This is a genomic window from Rouxiella sp. WC2420 (assembly GCF_041200025.1).
In the GTDB taxonomy this organism is placed as follows: Bacteria; Pseudomonadota; Gammaproteobacteria; order Enterobacterales; family Enterobacteriaceae; genus Rouxiella.
On the sequence record NZ_CP165628.1, the window covers coordinates 3,488,632 to 3,506,435 of the forward strand.

The following is a 17,804-nucleotide window of genomic DNA, read 5'->3' on the forward strand; positions in this document are numbered from 1 at the left end:
TGGCCTCCGTATCAGAACTGCAAGTGTTCTGCGCGTACGATCATCGCCAGACCCGAAGAGAGCTGCACACGAACGCCGTCTTTTGCAATTTCCAAAACGGTAGCGTCCATAGCACTCTTACCTGCTCTGACTTTGATTTCCTGACCAATTTGCAGTTTTGTGATATCTGTAACTGGCACCTGACGCGGTTGGCTCACTTCACGTACTGGACGTGGAGTGCGCGGTTTGCGATTTTCTTGACCAGAAACAGCGGCAGGCGCATTTTCACGACGCGGAGCAGGTTTTTTTGCTGCCGGACGTGGGCGACGCGGCTCGGCATTTTCACCGTTGGCTTCGCGACGCTTGGCCTGTTGCTCGGCACGTTGTGCCTGAACGCGGGCTTTTGCTTCTTCCAATTGTTTACGGGCGTGCTCGACGTGCTGTTCTTCGAGAACACCACAAGCATTGCCGTCAAGGTCAACGCGTTGAGCGCCAACTTTAACGCCATACAGATAACGCCAACTTGAGGTATACAGACGCAGAGCAGAGCGCAATTGTGTCTTGCTCAAATTCTCTTCACCCTGAACGCGCTCTACCAGATCCTGAAAGATACCGATCTTTAATGGGCGCGCTTCACCTTCGGCGCTGAAGCAAAGCGGGAAACGCTCTGCCAAAAAGGCGATGACTTCTTTACTACTGTTCAACTTAGGTTGATTTTCCATGAAATTTCCTGATTACAACGGGTTTGCCAACCGGCGCAGGCATGAACAGGCGACATTATAATGACCCCGTCCGTAAATGCTACGTTATCCGTCGATCAACTTGCGATCAAATTGACATATTTTGCAGCGTCACTGTTTTCCAGGTACTTACAAAGCCCGGCTACCAATTCTGTTAGCCCCTGTTCATCCACTTCGTCGAAGCGTTGATAAATAGTGCTATCGATATCTAAAACACCTATTACCTGACCTGCAACGGTAATGGGCAAGACAATTTCTGCGTTGCTGGCTGCGTCACAGGCAATGTGTCCCGGGAAGGCATGCACATCACCCACCCGCTGCACCGCGTTCTCGGCAACCGCCGTTCCGCATACGCCTTTGCCAACCGGAATGCGCACACAGGCGATTTTGCCCTGAAACGGACCCAGTACCAGCGTGGAACTATCCATCAGATAAAATCCTGCCCAGTTGACGCCCTCAAGACGCTCATAAAGCAAGGCACTGACGTTGGACAGTGTGGCAATAAAATTGTTTTCCCCGGCGATTAACGCGTTCAGGTCACGTTTTAATTCCGTGTAGAATGCTTCTTTAGTCATTTAGTAACCATTAGAACCTAAGGGTAGACCGCTATTTTGCATGCTTAGCCTCTATAAAATAAGCATTAAATGCGTATCTCGACAAGGTTAATCCTGTGTGACTTCAAAAAGACTGGCCTACAATATATGTTTCGCCAGAGACAAATGGTTGTTCTGACGTTTGCATGATACGTTATTTTGTCTAAAAATCCTGACCTTCTTGGCCTTTAAGAGCCCAGATAATTAAAATGTCCGGTATTTGATACAATCAGTCACGATTTCTACAGGTCATTTTGCTTACAGGTCCTATGAAAATATTAACAATGTCCGCCCCGTTGCCGCCATCGCGCTACCAGCGCTGTAGCGAATGCGACTATCTTTTCGCCCTGCCGGCGTTGCGCAGAACTCAAACTGCTCACTGCCCACGCTGCAATAGCAAGGTTGAAAAAGGTAAAGTGTGCTCATTGCCTCGCCTGTTGATCATCGCAGTCTGTATTCTTTTACTGATGCCGTTCGCTTATACCGAGCCACTCATCAGCATCCGCCTGTTGGGAACGCGCATCGATGCCAGCCTTTTTGAAGGGATTTGGCAAATGACGATTCAAGGCTCGCCACTCACTGCCACAATGGTCGCTTTTTGCACCGTCGGCGCGCCGCTAACTCTAGCCTGCTCGATTCTGTATCTGCATTTTGGCAGCAAGCTGGGCATGAACCTCAAACCTGTGCTGCTGATGCTGGAACGGTTGAAAGATTGGGTCATGCTGGATATCTACCTGATCGGCATGGGCGTCGCCTGCATCAAAGTTAAAGACTTTGCCGATATCAACATTGGCCCGGCTCTGGCTGCGTATATTACGATGACAGTTCTGGTGACTCTAACCCAAATCAATCTCAATGTCGGGCAACTTTGGGAGGAATTTTATCCTCAGCCCCGCCCCAAAGGCGTACCTGAATCACTGATACTGTGTATTTCCTGCAAATTCACGGGTCACCCGGATTTAAAAGGCCGCTGCCCACGCTGCCATTTACAGATGCCAAAGCGTTACAAGCATAGTCTGCAAAAAACCTGGGCCGCGCTGATTTCGGCAATGGTGCTGCTTTTCCCGGCCAATCTGATGCCAATTTCAGTGATTTACACCAACGGCCAACAAATGAAAGACACCATCTTTTCTGGCGTCGTTTCGCTATATACTTCCGGCAATGCGCCCATAGCTGCAGTCGTTTTTATTGCCAGCGTGCTGGTGCCTTTTACCAAAGTGATTGTTCTGCTGACCCTGTTGCTCAGCATCCATTTCAGGGCTCATCAGGGACTAAAGACCCGAATTCGACTTTTGCGGCTGATCACCTGGATTAGCCGTTGGTCAATGCTAGATTTGTTCGTTATTTCGTTAATGATGTCATTGGTCAACCGCGACCAATTACTCGCCTTTACCATGGGTCCGGCCGCCTTTTACTTTGGTTCTGCCGTGATACTGACTATTCTTGCCGTTGAATGGCTGGACAGCCGCCTGATTTGGGACGCACATGCAACAACAAGACACACCGAATACACCGATTGAAGCTCGGGTCAAAAACAGACGCCGAATTTCACCTTTCTGGCTGCTGCCGTTCATCGCCTTGCTGATTGCTGGCTGGCTGGTGTACAGCAATTATCAGGAACAGGGCACCACGGTAACGATCGACTTCCAATCCGCGGCAGGCATCGTGGCGGGACGAACTCCTGTTCGATATCAAGGGGTTGAAGTCGGCACTGTGCAATCGCTGAGTCTGAGCAAGGACTTGCGCACTATTATGGTTAAAGTCAGCATTCGCAGCGAGCTGGCCGATTCCCTGCGTGAAGGCACTCAGTTCTGGCTGGTGACGCCAAAAGCCTCGCTGGCGGGTATTTCTGGTCTCGATGCGCTGGTCGGCGGTAACTATATCGGCATGATGCCGGGAACGGGCAAGGAGCAGAGTCACTTCACCGCCCTCGATACCCAGCCGAAATACCGCCTGAACACCGGTGAACTGATGATTCATCTGCACTCACGCGATCTCGGCTCACTCAACACCGGTTCACTGGTCTACTACCGCAAAATTCCAGTCGGCAAGGTCTACGATTACGATATTGAGTCAGGCAATAACGGCGTGACCATCGATGTGCTGATCGACAAACGTTTTGCGCATTTGGTGAAAGATAACAGCCGTTTCTGGAACGTTTCTGGCTTCAAGGGCGATTTTAGTCTTAGCGGCGCCAAGATTGAAATGGAAAGCCTGGCCGCATTGGTCAACGGCGCGATCGCGCTCGACTCCCCCGCCGACGGAAATCAGGCCAAAACCGATCAGTCTTACGAGCTTTATCCCGATCTGGCACAAAGTCACCGCGGCGTGGATATCACTCTGGATTTGCCAAGCGGTGATGGTTTGAGTGAAGGGCACACGCCGCTGATGTATCAGGGTCTGCAAGTCGGCACATTGACGCAGATAAACCTGCAGCCGGATAGCAAAGTTACCGGCCAGCTGACAGTCGATCCTTCAGTCATCGACTTGATGCGTACCGGCTCGCGCATCGAGATGAACAGCCCAAAAATCAGTCTTAACAATGCCAAACTTAGCCAACTGCTGACCGGCAATACTTTAGAGTTGATCCCCGGCGAAGGTCAGCCGCAGAATCACTTTACCGTACTCGACAGCAGCCAGCGCATGTTGCAAGACCCCGGCGTGATGAAATTACAGCTTATTGCACCACAAAGTTACGGCATTGATGCCGGGCAACCGCTGCTGTTGAATGGCATGGTGGTTGGCCAGGTATTAGACCGCACGCTCACCGATGACGGTATTGTGTTTAATATCGCGGTACGATCGCAGTACAAGCAGCTGTTGCATAAAGACAGCAAGTTTGTGGTCAACAGCCGCCTGGATGTGAAACTGGGTGTCGACGGCATGGAAGTGCTCGGTGCCAGCGCCCAGGAGTGGATTGACGGCGGTATCCGCGTGATGCCAGGCACCAAAGGTACGCCTTCCGGCCAGTATCCACTGTATAGCAATTCTGAAAAAGCCACAGATGGGATCATAGGTGATAAGCCTGCCACTACGCTGACCTTGACCGCCAAAAGCCTGCCGGACATTCAGACCGGTTCGGTTGTGCTGTACCGCAAATTCCCGGTCGGGGAAATCGTCAATGTGCGTCCTAAAACCAATGATTTTGAGGTCGATGTTTACATCAGCCCCGAATATCGCAATCTGCTAAGCTCGAAAACTATCTTCTGGGCCGAGGGCGGAGCTAAGGTGCAGCTTAACGGCAGCGGCCTGACGGTGCAGGCTTCGCCGCTGGATCGCGCGTTAAAAGGCGCCATCAGTTTTGATAATCTGGAAGGCGTGACGCTAAACAAAGGCAGTAAACGCGTACTTTATGAAAACGAAACCGCAGCGCGTGCGGTAGGTAGCCAGATCACGCTGAACACTTATGATGCCAGCAAGATTTCCCCTGGAATGCCGATCCGATATTTGGGCATTACCATCGGTCAGGTTGAATCCCTGAAACTGAATCCACAGCTTAATCAGGTGTCCGCTCAGGCGGTGCTTTATCCTGAGTATGTCGATACTTTCGCTCGTCTGGGTACGCGTTTTTCCATCGTTTCGCCTGAAATTTCAGCAGCCGGTGTGCAGAATCTGGATACCCTGCTGCAGCCTTATATCAACGTTGAAGCAGGGAAAGGGCCGCTTAATCGCACCTTCGATCTGCAATCCTCGACCATTACCGATTCACGCTATACCGATGGTCTGGCTATTGAGGTTGATGCAGCCGAAGTGGGTTCCCTACAGATTGGTACCCCAGTGCTGTTCAGAGGTATCGAGGTGGGTACAGTAACCGGATTTAACCTCGGCGTGATGGCCGACAGGGTTAACGTTTCACTGCGGATCAGTAAAAAATATCAATACTTGGTGCGTGATAACACCACCTTCTGGTTAGCATCAGGCTATAACCTGCAGTTCGGCCTTACTGGCGGTAGCTTCAAAAGCGGGACCTTCCAGCAGTTTATTCGTGGAGGTATCGCCTTTGCTACGCCGCCAACCGTGCCGATTGCGCCAAAAGCTTCTACCGGACGTCATTTCCTGTTGATGACCGAAGAGCCTAAAGACTGGCAGCAATGGGGAACTGCAATTCCAAAAAACTAACAACTTGATGGCAGTTAAAAAGCGGGCAGGTCTCCAGTTTGGGGCCTGCCCGCCTGCTTTCATCTCTTCTTTGTACATCAACTACCTACCTCCGAAAACCTGTTGGACAACAGATATAGTCCGCGCCAGTTAGAGTTTTCCGATGGCACTTTTTGCACAATCATCTATTCTAAAAGTTGACCTTACTGGTCTTACCTCTGTGCATTTAATGAGATGCAAAGGTTTATTTCCAGGCAAAAGACAGGACGAGGAGAATACGATGGGGAAATCCAGCATACGAATCGGCAGTTTTGAGATAGATGACGCACAGCGTACATCACCGGATGGTCAGGGTGGAGACAAGGTACGCATTCCTTGTAAATCCGACCCTGATTTATGCATGCAGCTTGATGCCTGGGATGAAACCGTCAGCGTTCCTGCCGTAGTTGATGGCCGACAGTCTGTGTTGTACAAAGAAAAATACGACAGTCAGGAAGACGAGTGGATTATGCGTCTTGAATAATGCGCGGTATCATTGCCACACCTCGCCCGGCGAAAAATTGGGCAAATTGGCTTACGGGCATTTTTACGTAAGACTGCGTGGCCTCGTTGTGGCCCGATGGATTATGAAAGGTGAGGGTTTCCTGCTCGACGGCGGTGACCAGCACCAGATGTCCACCGGTTCGAGGCGGCGCAATTTCAGGATGACGAATGCCGGGGTGTACCGAGGCAATAAAGAAATGATTTTTATCCAGCTCAGCCGCAATATCCTCTGCGGTCATTTCCACTCTGACTTGTCCGCCAATATTTAATTCCTGCTTAAGAAACTCGACAAAAGGCGCGTAGATAAGCCCGCGAATGTTATCCCCTTCCTGTACATAAGCGCCGTAAGGCAAGCTGCGTCGCGTCAATTCAAGGATCGGCACTATTTCACCCGTGGTGGCAGCCAATGCCATTTTCAGGCAGCACATTCCACATACGTGATTCGCCCATTCAATATACTCTTCCTGAGTTTGAGCACCCGACTGGGGCCAGTTTTCAATCTCCTGCAAGGTCTTTTTACCGCTAAGAATTTCCGGCGCAGAACTCGGGGATTCCCATTGGCTGAAATAAGGTATAACGAGTGGAGTGGTTATTTCGAGAGAGTAAATATCGGGTAAAAGAGTATTGGCAGCGGTCAACATCAGGCTTATTCTCCTGGAAAAACCGGCCAACCCTTGCAGGCCAGCCGGTAAGGTCTATCAGAACGTTTCAACCAGCGTGAATTTCATCAGCAACAGTGGCATATCCGGGGCAAACATGTCGTAAGCCTCAAAAAAACGCTGCTGATCGGCGCGCCAGGAGGCCAGAGTACGATCGCCCTCGCCTTCGGCAAACGCGTGTTCTTCTGGTACCAGGTCGAAAGGCACCTGCTTCACTTCAGTGAGTTTCACGGCACAAACCGGGTTGTTACGCCCGTCGACCACTACGAATACTTCGCCAACTTCCGGCGTGCCTTCGTCGTCAAGATTGGCACAGGTCGCGGTTTTCACTCCATCGATAACCTTTTTTGCCAATTCATCAGCCAGCGCCTCGTTGTCACCAAAAGACCAACGCTCTGCGGCCTTGTACTTTTGCGGAATTTGAGGGAGCATAATTTATCCTTTTTATTGAGTCAGTCTACGGGCCTACCCTGTAAACATTAGCACGAAAATCTACCCTTTATTGCGAACACTTCACTGGCATAGTCTGCGGCCATTGACGCGTACTGCCGCTGTTAAAAAGCACCTGTACGCCGCACTGGTGAGTCACGCGGGCCAGTGGTTTACCGGTGGAATCCAGCATCATCGACATTTTGGCCGTCGAGACAATTCCCACACCACTGTTAAACGCCGAAACTGCTGCAAACACAGGAGGGATAACAAAGTTGCCCTGCGCGTTAACGTAGCCATAATCTTGACCAACGCGGGCAAAAGCCAGCCCTTCGGAAATCAAGCCTAAATCAGTGAAATTTACTTCGGCGGCAGGATGCCCCTGTGCGTCAATCCAGGTTTTCATGCCGTCAGGTTTAGTCAGTACTGCCTGACTGCCCTGCATCAGACTGCCTATGCCGGAAGCAGTGATCGCAAGCTTGCCGGTAGCATCAACATAGCGCGTGGTTGCGTTGCCTTCATCAGCATCGTAAGACACTGACATATCACTGTTTGGCGGCAAGGCCCAGTCCCCCTCAGGCATCGCGGCAACTCGCACACCTTTTTCATCAATAAGTTCAGTACCCTGTGGCTGCACTCGTAGCGCGCGGGAATTGACAAAGGCGGAGCTTGGCACAATCTGTGGCTGAATCTGCCAAATGCCCTGCGCGTTGAGATAACCCACCTGCGGCTGGCGAGAGAGTTTAACCCAGTCGCCTACCGCCGAAATTTTGGTCTGTTGTTCGTGCAGCTCAATGTCACCCCGGGCGTTGAACAACCATGACTGGCCTTCCGCCGAGGTTGCCAGAATACGACCATCGTTGAACTGATTGACGGTGAGCTCGTTGGTCAGGTCAATACGAACCTGACCATTATTGGCAATAATTTTCGACTGTTGTGAAGAAACCGGCTCATCCGAAGACTCTGGCGGCGGAGTTAACTGCCACAATGCATCGTTGATGCGACGAACGCTGGCATACTCTGCGGGAACCAGCTGCTTGCCGCTGCTGTCGATAATCCCCCATTGACCGTTAGGCAACTGAACGTCTGCCAATCCGTTGGCATAGGTTCCCACTGACTGGTAGCCCGGAGCGGCTATCTGCCTGTGATTAATGACGTCATAAATGCCCCACTGCGCGCCTTCAGCAGCGGTTTGGCGGAAACGGAACCAACCATTGCCCACTGACTGCAACTCGAAGGCGTCAGGCAGTGCAAAATGTTTACCGCTGGCATCAATTGTGGTGAGTTTGCCATCCTGATAGTCGAAGGCGTAGCCGTTGACGAATGGCGCGATATTGTCTTCGGTAAGCGGAATAAGCGTTTTGCCTTGCGCATCAATTACGCCGGTGCCCTGCGCTGTTTTGACGATAAACTGCTGCGCCATGCCGCCCTGCGCCGATTCGCTGCTGTCAGCCGGTTGAATATCCTGCCATTTGTTCTCAAGCTGAACACTCCCGTCGGCACGGATAAATCCAGCCCCTGGCTTGCTGTCGTCAGGATCCGGCCTGACCAGCGCCAGCGGAGAGTTACCCTCACCCGACGGCTGATTTAGTGGCTGAATGCGGTAATCGTTAAGCAGTGCGGCGTTTTTCGTGCCCAGCAGCGTTTTGCCATTGCTGTCGATAATATTGAGCAGTTGCCCCTGATCGTCATGCAGCCACAGACGGCCATTGATTACCTCTGCATTATTAACCTGCGCTAACCAGCTTACCGGCTGGTTGCCCCCAATCAAGGTGCCATCAGGTGAGATAATCGCATTAACTTTGTTCTGTTCGCCACGCGTAGTTAGCAGGAAACGTCCGGTTGGCTGGTCTAGCGGTACACTGCCTTTTGGCAGGGCGATAGGCTGTTTCTTACCGGGAACGTAAACTAAAACGCTCTCTTTCGCGCTGTTGTCGAGCAAGAATTCGGCCTGAACCGTCAGGGCGCTCACCGCGTCGTCACTTAAAGTAGCCAGCGAGTTACCGTTGTTGTCGAGCAAGTGGGTAGCATCGGCGCTTTTAGCCAGCCAGAACTGATCGTTGAGTGCCTTGACTGTCTGATAAATCGGTTCGACCAGGGTACCGTCCGAGCGGATCAGCTGAACGCCGGCCTGCACTTTTGCCTGCGCCAGCGCACTGTTGTTGTCACTGACGGTGATCGCACTAAATTGTGGATTAATGCGCCAGTCTAGATTTTGACTGGCAATACCAAAGCCTTTATCAGCATCACGGGCGATAAACAGATCACTTTGGCCGAAAGGCTGCACGACTTCCATCTTGTCGTTGGCAACGTGACGCTGTTCGTCCGGCGACAAAAGAACCGTTTTATAGCTCAGTGACAACCGCGCCGGATTACCATCGCTAAGCTGTACATCATCCACCAGCGCGTCCAGAGGCTTGCCGACTGTTTGCCCTTTGCGATTAATTATTTCGTTCTTACCGGCGTTGCTCACGACCGCAAGCTCTACCTGAGTAAAGTCAGCGGCCTTATCGAAGGTCGGCTGTATCGCCCATTTCCCGGCGATATCGATATAACCCCATTTGCCTTTAAGCTTCGCGGCGGCGAGACCATAATGGAAGTCGCCTACCTGCTCGAATACTGGCTTGATGACCAGCTGCCCGCGGTTATCGAGGAATCCCCAACGGTGTCCGCTCATATCTTTGGCTAACGCGACGTCATCAATCGCCTGCTCGGCGTTAGGCAGAAAAACCGCCGCCCGGCTTTCACGCACTGGGCGAATACACAGGTTTTGCGTGGCTGGCTGCGCCAGTTCCGCACGCTGAGCATCATCAGTAATAATCGAGGGTCCATAGCAGGAATAATCAGCATCGGCGGCTGCGGTTGGCAGAGAGACTGCCAGCATACTCAGCGTGCCGCCAACGGCCAAAACCTGGAAAACCGCGCGCGATAACGGCTTCATTTTGCTTTTGCATGATTTCATCGGCTTCATTGTGCGCCTCCGGTTTGAGCTGGATTGGCGCAATTTACCGCTTTGGCAGGCCAGATTTGCTTGCCTTTGGCATCAAGGATTACCCGCTGATTACAGCGTAATGGCAACTGTGCCTGCACGGCACCGTCGGTATTAATCAGTTGCACCAGACCTTTGGCCGCCACCCACGCGCGCTGCTCGCTGAAGTCAGTGGCCCACTCGAATTTCGGCAAGATGGTAAAACTGCCCGCGCCGTTGATATAGCCAATTTGTGCCCCGTAGGTGTCCTGCTTGACGGCTCTGGCTCGGGTGTCTTTCATCGGGCCGACCTGAGTAAAGTAAGAGCCAATCAGCTGCTTGCCGCTGTCATCGATAAAACCATATAGACCGTTGGCAGCGCGAACCGGCACCATGCCCTCGCTGGAGGCGCTGGCGTCAATGCTATTGAGGCCCGGATAACGCTGGATTTCGTTGCCCTGTGTATCAAACAGCACCGTCTCGCCGGTGGAATCATCGTTCATCACCGCGCGATCCATTGAGGCCAATGGCAATGCGCTGTCTTTGTCTGCCATTGGCTCCACGCCGTTGGCATCGATAAGCGAGATACGTTTGTCGCTCAACGCGCTGGCCCAGTTCTGTGGCGTGACAAAGTTTAGCGGCGCGGAGTAAATAGGAGCAATCTGCCAGTCACCCTGGCTATCGATGGCACCAAAGTGCGGGCTAAAGCTCAGTAACGCCCAGTCTGCGTCAATGCGAATCGTCTGGGGGATAATCTCTTTACTGACAACCGAGCGGCCGTCGTCATCCATTAGCGCCACGCCGCCGCTGGCAGGCTGAATCAGCCAGTGATCGTCGCCAATTTTTTGCGGGTTGCTCTGCAGATCACCGGCCAATAACAAACCAGTAACCGCGCTATAAAGGCTGTAACGGGTGTTACTGTGTTCACCGGGCTGATCGCCATCGGCCACCTCGAAAATGTTATCTCCGACCGGCTGCGGCTTGCCGCTACGAGAAGCATCGGGGGCTATCGCCCACTGTCCTTTCTCGTTGATTACGCCCCAACCAGCATCAACCTTCGCCAGCGCATAGCCATCCTGGAAAGATTCAAGCTGGGTAAAGCGAGCCGGAATTTTGGCGCTGTTGCTGGCAAGATCCCAAATGCCCCAGCGGCGAGCGTTATCGGCCCCTTCGGTGTACAGCAGACTCTCGCCAGAAATACCCTGCGCGCTTTGCAGCACACGAGTTGGCACATCAATAACATTACCTTGCGCATCAATAATTTTGCGACTTTCGGCGTTCTTGTCATCAACTACGGTTGCCCAGGTATAGTTGCCATTAAACGCATCAATTTGTTTAAATTTGGGTTGGATCACCCACTGACCATTGCCGTTTACCGCACCCATTTGACCATTTTCGGTTTTCACCACCAGCGGCGCACCGCGGCCCGGGGCAATCAGCCCAGACCACTGCGGATCGGTGAAAATTTCACCTTGAGCAGTCAAAATCGCTGGAGTTTTCTTTTTATCAACCGGTGTCAGTAACGCGGCAGGCAGATCACTGGATGGTGCGGCTGAATTATCATCAATGCTGCGAGTATTGAGTGGCTGAAGTTTGAATTCGTTTAAAGCAGTCAGCGTGGCCTGAGTCAGCAGACCTACGCCATTACTGTCAAAAATCTGTACCAGCTGTGGAGTTTTGGTTTCGCCGCTGCGGCTATCGGCCTGCAGAATCAGCAATTTACCGTTCTGTTTTAGCCATTGCGGCTTATTGGCTTTTACGTCGATTACCCGATTGTCAGGACCGATCATCACTACGCCTTTACTGCCTTTGCCAATCAGCCAACTGCCCCAAGTTTGATAATCCTCCGCCTGCTCTGCGGGAATTTCCTGAGTTTTTTCTAATTTATTGTTGAGTAATTGCTGAGTATTGTTGGCATCCACTACCAGCCAACTGCCAGAAGCCAGCGGCTTGACCGACTTATATTGTTCCTTGCTCAGACTCACACCCGAACGATCGAGGAAGCTCCAGGTGGTTTTACCTTTAACCGCGACAACATCACCGTTGAGCAACGGCTCATTGCGAGTTTTTAGCTTCATCGGATCAATCGCCCACTCGCCGTTATCGTCCAGATAACCCCAATAGCCACTTTGCGCCGCATCGCGCTGCTGGGCCGGGATCAGGCCAGACTGCGGCTCATCGAGGTTCATCACGTCATCGGGAAGTGAAACCGAGCGGCCTGTTGCCGCGTTCCAAAGTGCCGGAGAAACTTGCATTTGCACGCTTGCCAGTGGTTGGCCCTGTTTAAAGCCTTCCGAGTCGAGCGACGCCGCAAACGGCAGCGTTTTTATTACCGCCCCTTTGCTGTCAATCAGCGCCAAACGATCGTCAGTTACCACCAGCGCCGTACCTTTGGCATTAAAGTCAGTCGCGCGGGTAAAACGCGCGGGTATAGCCAGGTTACCTTTTGCATCTATATAGCCAAACAGATCATCTTTCTTGACGGCGGCCAGTCCGTTGACAAAACCACGGGCCTGACGATAAGCAGGCTCGATTGCCATCTTGCCAGAGGTATCAATGTACCCCCATAGCCCTTGTTGCTCGCGGCCTGTGCCCATCAAGACCGGTGCCAGCCCCTGCTGAAAGGGTTGCTGACAGCTGTCGGCAGTTTTTGCATTGGCGCAGGCTTTTAACCAGGCCTCATCGGCGTGGGCCGGCACAGAAAATGCAGAACCCAGAACCAGTGCCAATGCACTGAAATTCATGACGTGTTTTAGTGTTTCGGAATAAATCATCCGATTCCCTTTTGACTGAAAAATGATGAAAAGTTTGACGCTGGAACCCAAGTAGATTCACAAGGCACAGCAGGCAGCGAAAATACGATAATAATCAACTTCAATGGATTGTTGTCCGCTGTTTCTTATAGGGTGTCAGCTTGCGAAAGAAAAAGCAGCTAATTTATTAGCTGGTAACCAATCAATACACTTTATAACGTTATAATCGTGTAAAAAACCGACATTTTAAGCTTTTAAATGTTCAATAACGTATGATCTGTTTTCCAAGTTTTGGCGACCACCCCACAGGCTGCGCCTGCAGCGCCATTTCACAATATTCTCTTCTTAAATTTATAGCAGACGCAGGGTGATTATCCGTCCTGCGATTCCAGCACCCACAGGCATTGCCAACGGCGCAGAGACATTGCATTCTGTGTTATGCATCACGCCCCTACCCGGCAGTACCGGGCTAATCCTCTTATAAAGAGAAAGACACCAGACATGACGACTAAAAACCTTTGCACCCTTGCTGACGTAGCCGATTTAGAACCAGGCCTGCGTGAAATTCGCCAACACCTGCACCAAAATCCAGAACTGTCTAACGAAGAGGCCAAAACTGCCGAACTGGTGGCTAAAAAGCTTCACCAGCTGGGCTTCGAAGTCACGACTGGCCTCGGCGGCTACGGCGTGGTCGGCTCACTAAAAGTAGGCAGCGGCACCCGCAGCATCGGCATTCGTGCCGATATGGATGCGTTACCTATCGACGAGCAAACCGGTTTGGCCTACGCCAGCCAGAACAGCGGGAAAATGCACGCCTGCGGCCATGATGGCCACACCACGATGTTGTTGGGCGCGGCTGAACAGCTGGCACGCAGCCGTAACTTTTCCGGTACCGTGCATCTGATTTTCCAACCGGCTGAAGAAATCGGTTTCAACAGCGGCGCTGAACGCATGTTGGCTGAAGGCCTGTTTGACCGCTTCCCATGCGACGCGGTGTATGGCCTTCACAACCATCCGGGTTATCCGGTGGGTAAGATGATGTTCCGCCCCGGTCCGTTTATGGCGGCCTGCGACACCGTTAACATCACAATCCACGGCAAAGGCGGCCATGCGGCTCGTCCACACATGACGGTTGACCCCATTTTGGTCGCCAGCAGCCTGGTCGTGGCGCTGCAAAGCATAATCTCGCGCAATATTGACCCTAATGAGACTGCGGTCATCACCATTGGTTCCCTGCATTCAGGGTTCGCGGCCAATGTTATTCCTGATTCGGCTCGTCTGGAAATGAGCGTGCGCTCGTTTGAACCCGGCGTGCGCAAGATTCTGGAAGACCGCATCAAGTCGCTGGTAACCAGTCACGCTGAAGGTTACGGCGCTCGCGCAGAGATTGACTATGTTCCTGGTTACCCTGTATTGGTCAACCACCAGCAGGAAACTGAATTCGCTACGCTGGTTGCTCAGGAATTACTGGGTGAAGAGAATGTCGTCGCCGACCTGCCACCGATTTCTGGCAGCGAAGACTTTGCCTATTTCCTGCAACAGAAACCGGGCTGTTTCTTGCGCCTGGGTAACGGTAACAGTGCGGTACTGCACAACCCGGCCTACAACTTTAATGATGAAAGCTTGCCGTTTGGCGTGGCTTACTGGACCCGTTTAGTCGAACGCTATCTGGCCAAGTAAGTTTCATTAACTCAGCGACAAAAACCAAACCAGTGCATGCCGAGATGAAAATGATTGGCATGCGCTGCGTTATAGTCAGGCCCGATGATGTTGCCAAAAAACGGGCAGCCCTCGCTGAATACCTGATGCAAATAACTCGACTCTTTTCCCTCTTTTTTCCAGCCTCTGGCAACGCCAATAGTTTCTCCTGCAGACATTTTAAATCCCGCGAGGTCTAATGCATCAGCGGTGGCATGCTCACTCAACCGGCCCTGTGCTCGATGGTAAACATTGCGACAGGCAAAACTTCCAAGATGATCGAGACGTACCAGTTTTTGCCCCAGCAGGCTATCGGCAAGCGGCGCTGCCGCCTGGGCAACAAACATGGTGGTGCTAACTGCTAATGGACAACTGGCCAGAAAGCTTGAACTAAGTGAGACTTTACCAAAATTGCGAATGCGCACTGCGCCCGTCAGCGGACACTGCCCAGAAGTATCACCGACAGTTTGAAAACTCAGGAATCCATCAGACTGCGCCCGGTTGAGAACGGCTAGACAGGCGTCAGGATTTTTACTTAATCGTCTGAGTTTATACTGAGTAATCAGCCCGGGGGGATCAGTAACGGATAACGGCGTGAAAGGATTGTATTGCGGAGGCAATTGTTGCGAGAGTCTGGGGAAAAACACGACTCCTGCAGTCAATATAATTAACGCGAAGAGGATATAGCGCATACTCTTTGCTCCTCTGGCGACAATAGAATTCCGAATTTTCTATTATAGTGAAGGATATGCGATTTACTTTAAAAGAGGTCAAGATGGAAGCAAACTCTGAAAATGCTGTAGCCATTCAGGCAAACATTGTGGCCATCGGCGGTGAAACTGAGGCAGATTTACAGCAAATCACGCCTATCGACGCCTATATTCTATCCTTAACGAATAAAGAAGATCCGCAGATACTTTACATCTCTACTGCCAGTGGAGACGTGCCGGAAAGAATCGAGCAGTTTGAGAAAAAATTTGTTTCTGCTGGGCACAAGGTTCAAATCCTTTCACTATTTCGCGCGCCCTACCATACAGTTAAACAAATAGATGAACTCATCTCGCAGGCCGACGTCATCTTTGTAGCGGGTGGCAATACTCGCGCCATGCTGGCAGTGTGGCGCGAATTTTCCATCGACCAGCAACTCAAATCCGCCATGCGTCACGGCACAGTATTGTGTGGCGTCAGCGCGGGCGCGATTTGCTGGTTTGATTTGGGGCATTCCGATTCTGGTGGAGGCTATTCGCTGATACCTGGAATGGGGCTTATCACTGGCGTAATGTGCCCGCATTTTGGATCGGAAGAAGGACGAGAAGAGTCATTTACCAATCTGCAAAAAGAGCAGAGTATCTTTCCGGCCTATGCCGCTGATGATGGCGTGGCCTTGCATTTCCGCGATGGTAAATTGCATGGCATCATCACCACCGACTCAGCTAAAAACGGCAAGTCGCTGATTATGCTGAACGATAACGATCGGCCCACTGTTGAATAGTTTCATCACCAAAATGTGCCAGAATGACTTTAAACCAGGCAGTGAAGTGCGCAGGGTTTTGCTTGATGGCGGTGAAAACGTCAACCACCGGCATCCATTTCCATCCTTCAGCTTCTTCCGGGTTCAGATTTGGCATCTGGTCGAATGAGCCAATAAAAGTATGATTATATTCATTTTCCACCAGACCGTTAGACACGTCTACGCGATAAAGAATTTGATCAACCTCGTTAAGTTCGCAGGTAAAACCCATCTCCTCAAACAGCCGGCGCGTAGAGGCTGCATGGTTACTTTCACCGGGACGAGGATGCCCGCAGCAGGAGTTTGTCCACAATCCGCCAGAGTGATACTTGCCACTGGCCCGCTGCTGCAGCATTAATCGTCCCTGACTATCAAAAATAAACACCGAGAAAGCACGATGCAGCGCACCCTGGCGGTGAACCTGCAGCTTGGTACCGACTCCGACATTATTATCATGTTCGTCAACCAGAATCAGGCGTTCTTCTAGCACATTATTTTCAATCATCAGGGACATAACTTTAATTCACTCTTGTCAAACTGTAACGTTGTGCGCTATTCAACCCTGTTTCATAAGTTTGCGGCGTACCGTCCAGTTGTATGGTCATAGCTTTATCTAGCGGTGTGATAGCACATGAAAACTTCACTTTCAGACTATGAGTACCGTTAGGCACATAGAGATCCGCGTACTGATTTTTCTGCAGCCCGGCAACTTCTTTATTGTCCATATATACGATCAAAGGACAGCTTTCGTCGAGGATGGACCCCGCAATCTGCGGTTGGCGATGAACGCGAATTTTAGTGGTACCGGGTTTTTGACTAGCATAGGCTTGCAACACCTGCTGCGTGGGTTCATAAGGACCAGCAGAACAGCCCGCCAACACCAATGCAGCACAAACAAGTATAAACTTTCGCACTTTTAAGCCTCCACGAATTAACCAAGATGAATCCATCGCCAATGTAGCGATACAAAGTTACAGAGCTAAACCGTGGCAGAGTAGTGGTTGCGCATAAATCAGCGGTATCTGATTTCAGCTGTGCCAACACAGATAAGGCTACCGTCAGCACAGCGAATAAAGAAGAAGTGTAATGTAACGGAAGTTGAAAATTTAAAATTCTCTTATGGTGCGTTTCCCAGAATATTCCCGCTCCGAAACTCCACATGGCCGCCGGGCTGGAAGTGATGCAGCTGAAACTCTTCGCGCCCCAATGGGATCACTTTTGTTATTTCACCCTCGAAATTACCGTCGTAAGCCTCGGTAATCAATGCCTCCAGCCGATAACTAACTGGCGGAATACCCACGGGAAAACTGACTAATGTGACTTTATCACCCAACCCAAACTGCGTCAGCAGTTGTAATGGAGCCTGTTCAAACATTGCTTCGCTCATTTTTCAGTTCCTTTTGGATGAGAAAATCGCACGATGAAAAACTGTCTATTGCAGCTTGTTACGTCGGTATTAACTTACAACATTGTTAGCGTAGAACATTTTGTATTTTTTATTTGCGGTACAGATTTGGTTTTCCAACATTCAAGGGCTAAAACCAATTTTAATGAGAATGATTGTCAATTCAAACCTCATCAAGTAACTCGCCGAAGTATTAACTGACAGCAATCTGCGTGGACATTGTGGTAGTCAAGAAAAACTGGCCACATCTCGCATATTTTCGATGGACGAAAACCCCTTTAATTTCAGTTAACTTAACAAACTTGGGATTTCGTTTAAGAAAAGTTAATTAGCACAAAATGCCCCACCTAAAGTTGTACAACTAAGATTTTTTGTATAACTTTACCAAGTGCTCCTCTGGGGCAAGTAACGAAGATGCTTTGCATTGCC

The 17,804-nt window shown here is 51.0% G+C and carries 15 protein-coding genes; 5 read left to right on the top strand and 10 right to left on the bottom strand.

Annotation, left to right across the window (positions count from 1 at the left end):
• Positions 1–11: 11 nt before the first annotated feature.
• A complete protein-coding gene (gene proQ, locus AB3G37_RS16105; protein ID WP_009635857.1) occupies positions 12–701 on the bottom strand; it encodes an RNA chaperone ProQ in 690 nt (229 codons plus the stop codon).
• A gap of 95 nt (positions 702–796) precedes the next feature.
• Positions 797–1,294, bottom strand: a complete 498-nt coding sequence (locus AB3G37_RS16110) for a GAF domain-containing protein (RefSeq protein ID WP_369788459.1) — start codon at positions 1,292–1,294, stop codon at positions 797–799.
• A 287-nt stretch (positions 1,295–1,581) separates the two neighbouring features.
• On the opposite strand from AB3G37_RS16110, the gene yebS reads away from it, so the two are divergent.
• The 3 genes from yebS to AB3G37_RS16125 all read left to right on the top strand — a co-directional run bounded on the left by yebS (position 1,582) and on the right by AB3G37_RS16125 (position 5,933).
• Positions 1,582–2,832 carry a membrane integrity lipid transport subunit YebS gene (gene yebS, locus AB3G37_RS16115; protein ID WP_369788460.1) on the top strand — a complete coding sequence of 417 codons (1,251 nt, stop codon included), beginning with the start codon at positions 1,582–1,584 and terminating at the stop codon, positions 2,830–2,832.
• Entirely contained in the window at positions 2,798–5,431 is a 2,634-nt protein-coding gene (locus AB3G37_RS16120; protein ID WP_369788461.1) for an MlaD family protein, read from the top strand. The genes yebS and AB3G37_RS16120 overlap by 35 nt, the downstream gene beginning before the upstream one ends.
• A gap of 259 nt (positions 5,432–5,690) precedes the next feature.
• A complete protein-coding gene (locus tag AB3G37_RS16125) occupies positions 5,691–5,933 on the top strand; it encodes a DUF1480 family protein (protein ID WP_009635853.1) in 243 nt (80 codons plus the stop codon).
• Here AB3G37_RS16125 and AB3G37_RS16130 read toward each other — a convergent pair.
• From AB3G37_RS16130 to AB3G37_RS16145, 4 genes are all read right to left on the bottom strand, one after another.
• Positions 5,917–6,594, bottom strand: coding sequence for a hypothetical protein (locus AB3G37_RS16130; RefSeq protein ID WP_369788462.1), 678 nt, complete (start codon positions 6,592–6,594; stop codon positions 5,917–5,919). The genes AB3G37_RS16125 and AB3G37_RS16130 overlap by 17 nt on opposite strands.
• Positions 6,595–6,651: 57 nt before the next feature.
• On the bottom strand, positions 6,652–7,044 hold the full coding sequence (locus AB3G37_RS16135) for an ASCH domain-containing protein (protein ID WP_009635851.1): 393 nt from the start codon (positions 7,042–7,044) through the stop codon (positions 6,652–6,654).
• Between the two features lie 67 nt (positions 7,045–7,111).
• A complete protein-coding gene (locus AB3G37_RS16140; protein ID WP_369788463.1) occupies positions 7,112–10,012 on the bottom strand; it encodes a WG repeat-containing protein in 2,901 nt (966 codons plus the stop codon).
• The gene (locus tag AB3G37_RS16145; RefSeq protein WP_369788464.1) at positions 10,009–12,783 is read right to left on the bottom strand and encodes a WG repeat-containing protein; all 2,775 of its coding nucleotides are present in this window, start codon (positions 12,781–12,783) and stop codon (positions 10,009–10,011) included. Before AB3G37_RS16145 ends, AB3G37_RS16140 begins: the two co-directional genes overlap by 4 nt.
• A 480-nt stretch (positions 12,784–13,263) precedes the next feature.
• On the opposite strand from AB3G37_RS16145, the gene AB3G37_RS16150 reads away from it, so the two are divergent.
• Positions 13,264–14,442 (top strand): M20 aminoacylase family protein, encoded by a 1,179-nt coding sequence (locus AB3G37_RS16150; RefSeq protein ID WP_369788465.1) that lies wholly within the window; start codon positions 13,264–13,266, stop codon positions 14,440–14,442.
• Between the two features lie 11 nt (positions 14,443–14,453).
• Here the strand turns inward: AB3G37_RS16150 and AB3G37_RS16155 are convergent, their stop codons facing one another.
• Complete coding sequence (locus AB3G37_RS16155) at positions 14,454–15,152, bottom strand: extensin family protein (protein WP_369788466.1); 699 nt, start codon at positions 15,150–15,152, stop codon at positions 14,454–14,456.
• Positions 15,153–15,235: 83 nt separating this feature from the next.
• Between AB3G37_RS16155 and AB3G37_RS16160 the strand changes: the two genes are divergently transcribed.
• Positions 15,236–15,952, top strand: a complete 717-nt coding sequence (locus AB3G37_RS16160; RefSeq protein WP_369788467.1) for a Type 1 glutamine amidotransferase-like domain-containing protein — start codon at positions 15,236–15,238, stop codon at positions 15,950–15,952.
• On the opposite strand, the gene idi is transcribed toward AB3G37_RS16160, so the two are convergent.
• The 3 genes from idi to AB3G37_RS16175 all read right to left on the bottom strand — a co-directional run bounded on the left by idi (position 15,915) and on the right by AB3G37_RS16175 (position 17,357).
• Positions 15,915–16,484 (bottom strand): isopentenyl-diphosphate Delta-isomerase, encoded by a 570-nt coding sequence (gene idi, locus AB3G37_RS16165; RefSeq protein ID WP_369788468.1) that lies wholly within the window; start codon positions 16,482–16,484, stop codon positions 15,915–15,917. The genes AB3G37_RS16160 and idi overlap by 38 nt on opposite strands.
• A 4-nt stretch (positions 16,485–16,488) precedes the next feature.
• Positions 16,489–16,884: a hypothetical protein gene (locus tag AB3G37_RS16170; RefSeq protein WP_009635844.1), complete on the bottom strand. Its 396-nt coding sequence runs from the start codon at positions 16,882–16,884 to the stop codon at positions 16,489–16,491.
• A 203-nt stretch (positions 16,885–17,087) separates the two neighbouring features.
• The gene (locus tag AB3G37_RS16175) at positions 17,088–17,357 is read right to left on the bottom strand and encodes a hypothetical protein (RefSeq protein WP_009635843.1); all 270 of its coding nucleotides are present in this window, start codon (positions 17,355–17,357) and stop codon (positions 17,088–17,090) included.
• Positions 17,358–17,804: the final 447 nt, after the last annotated feature.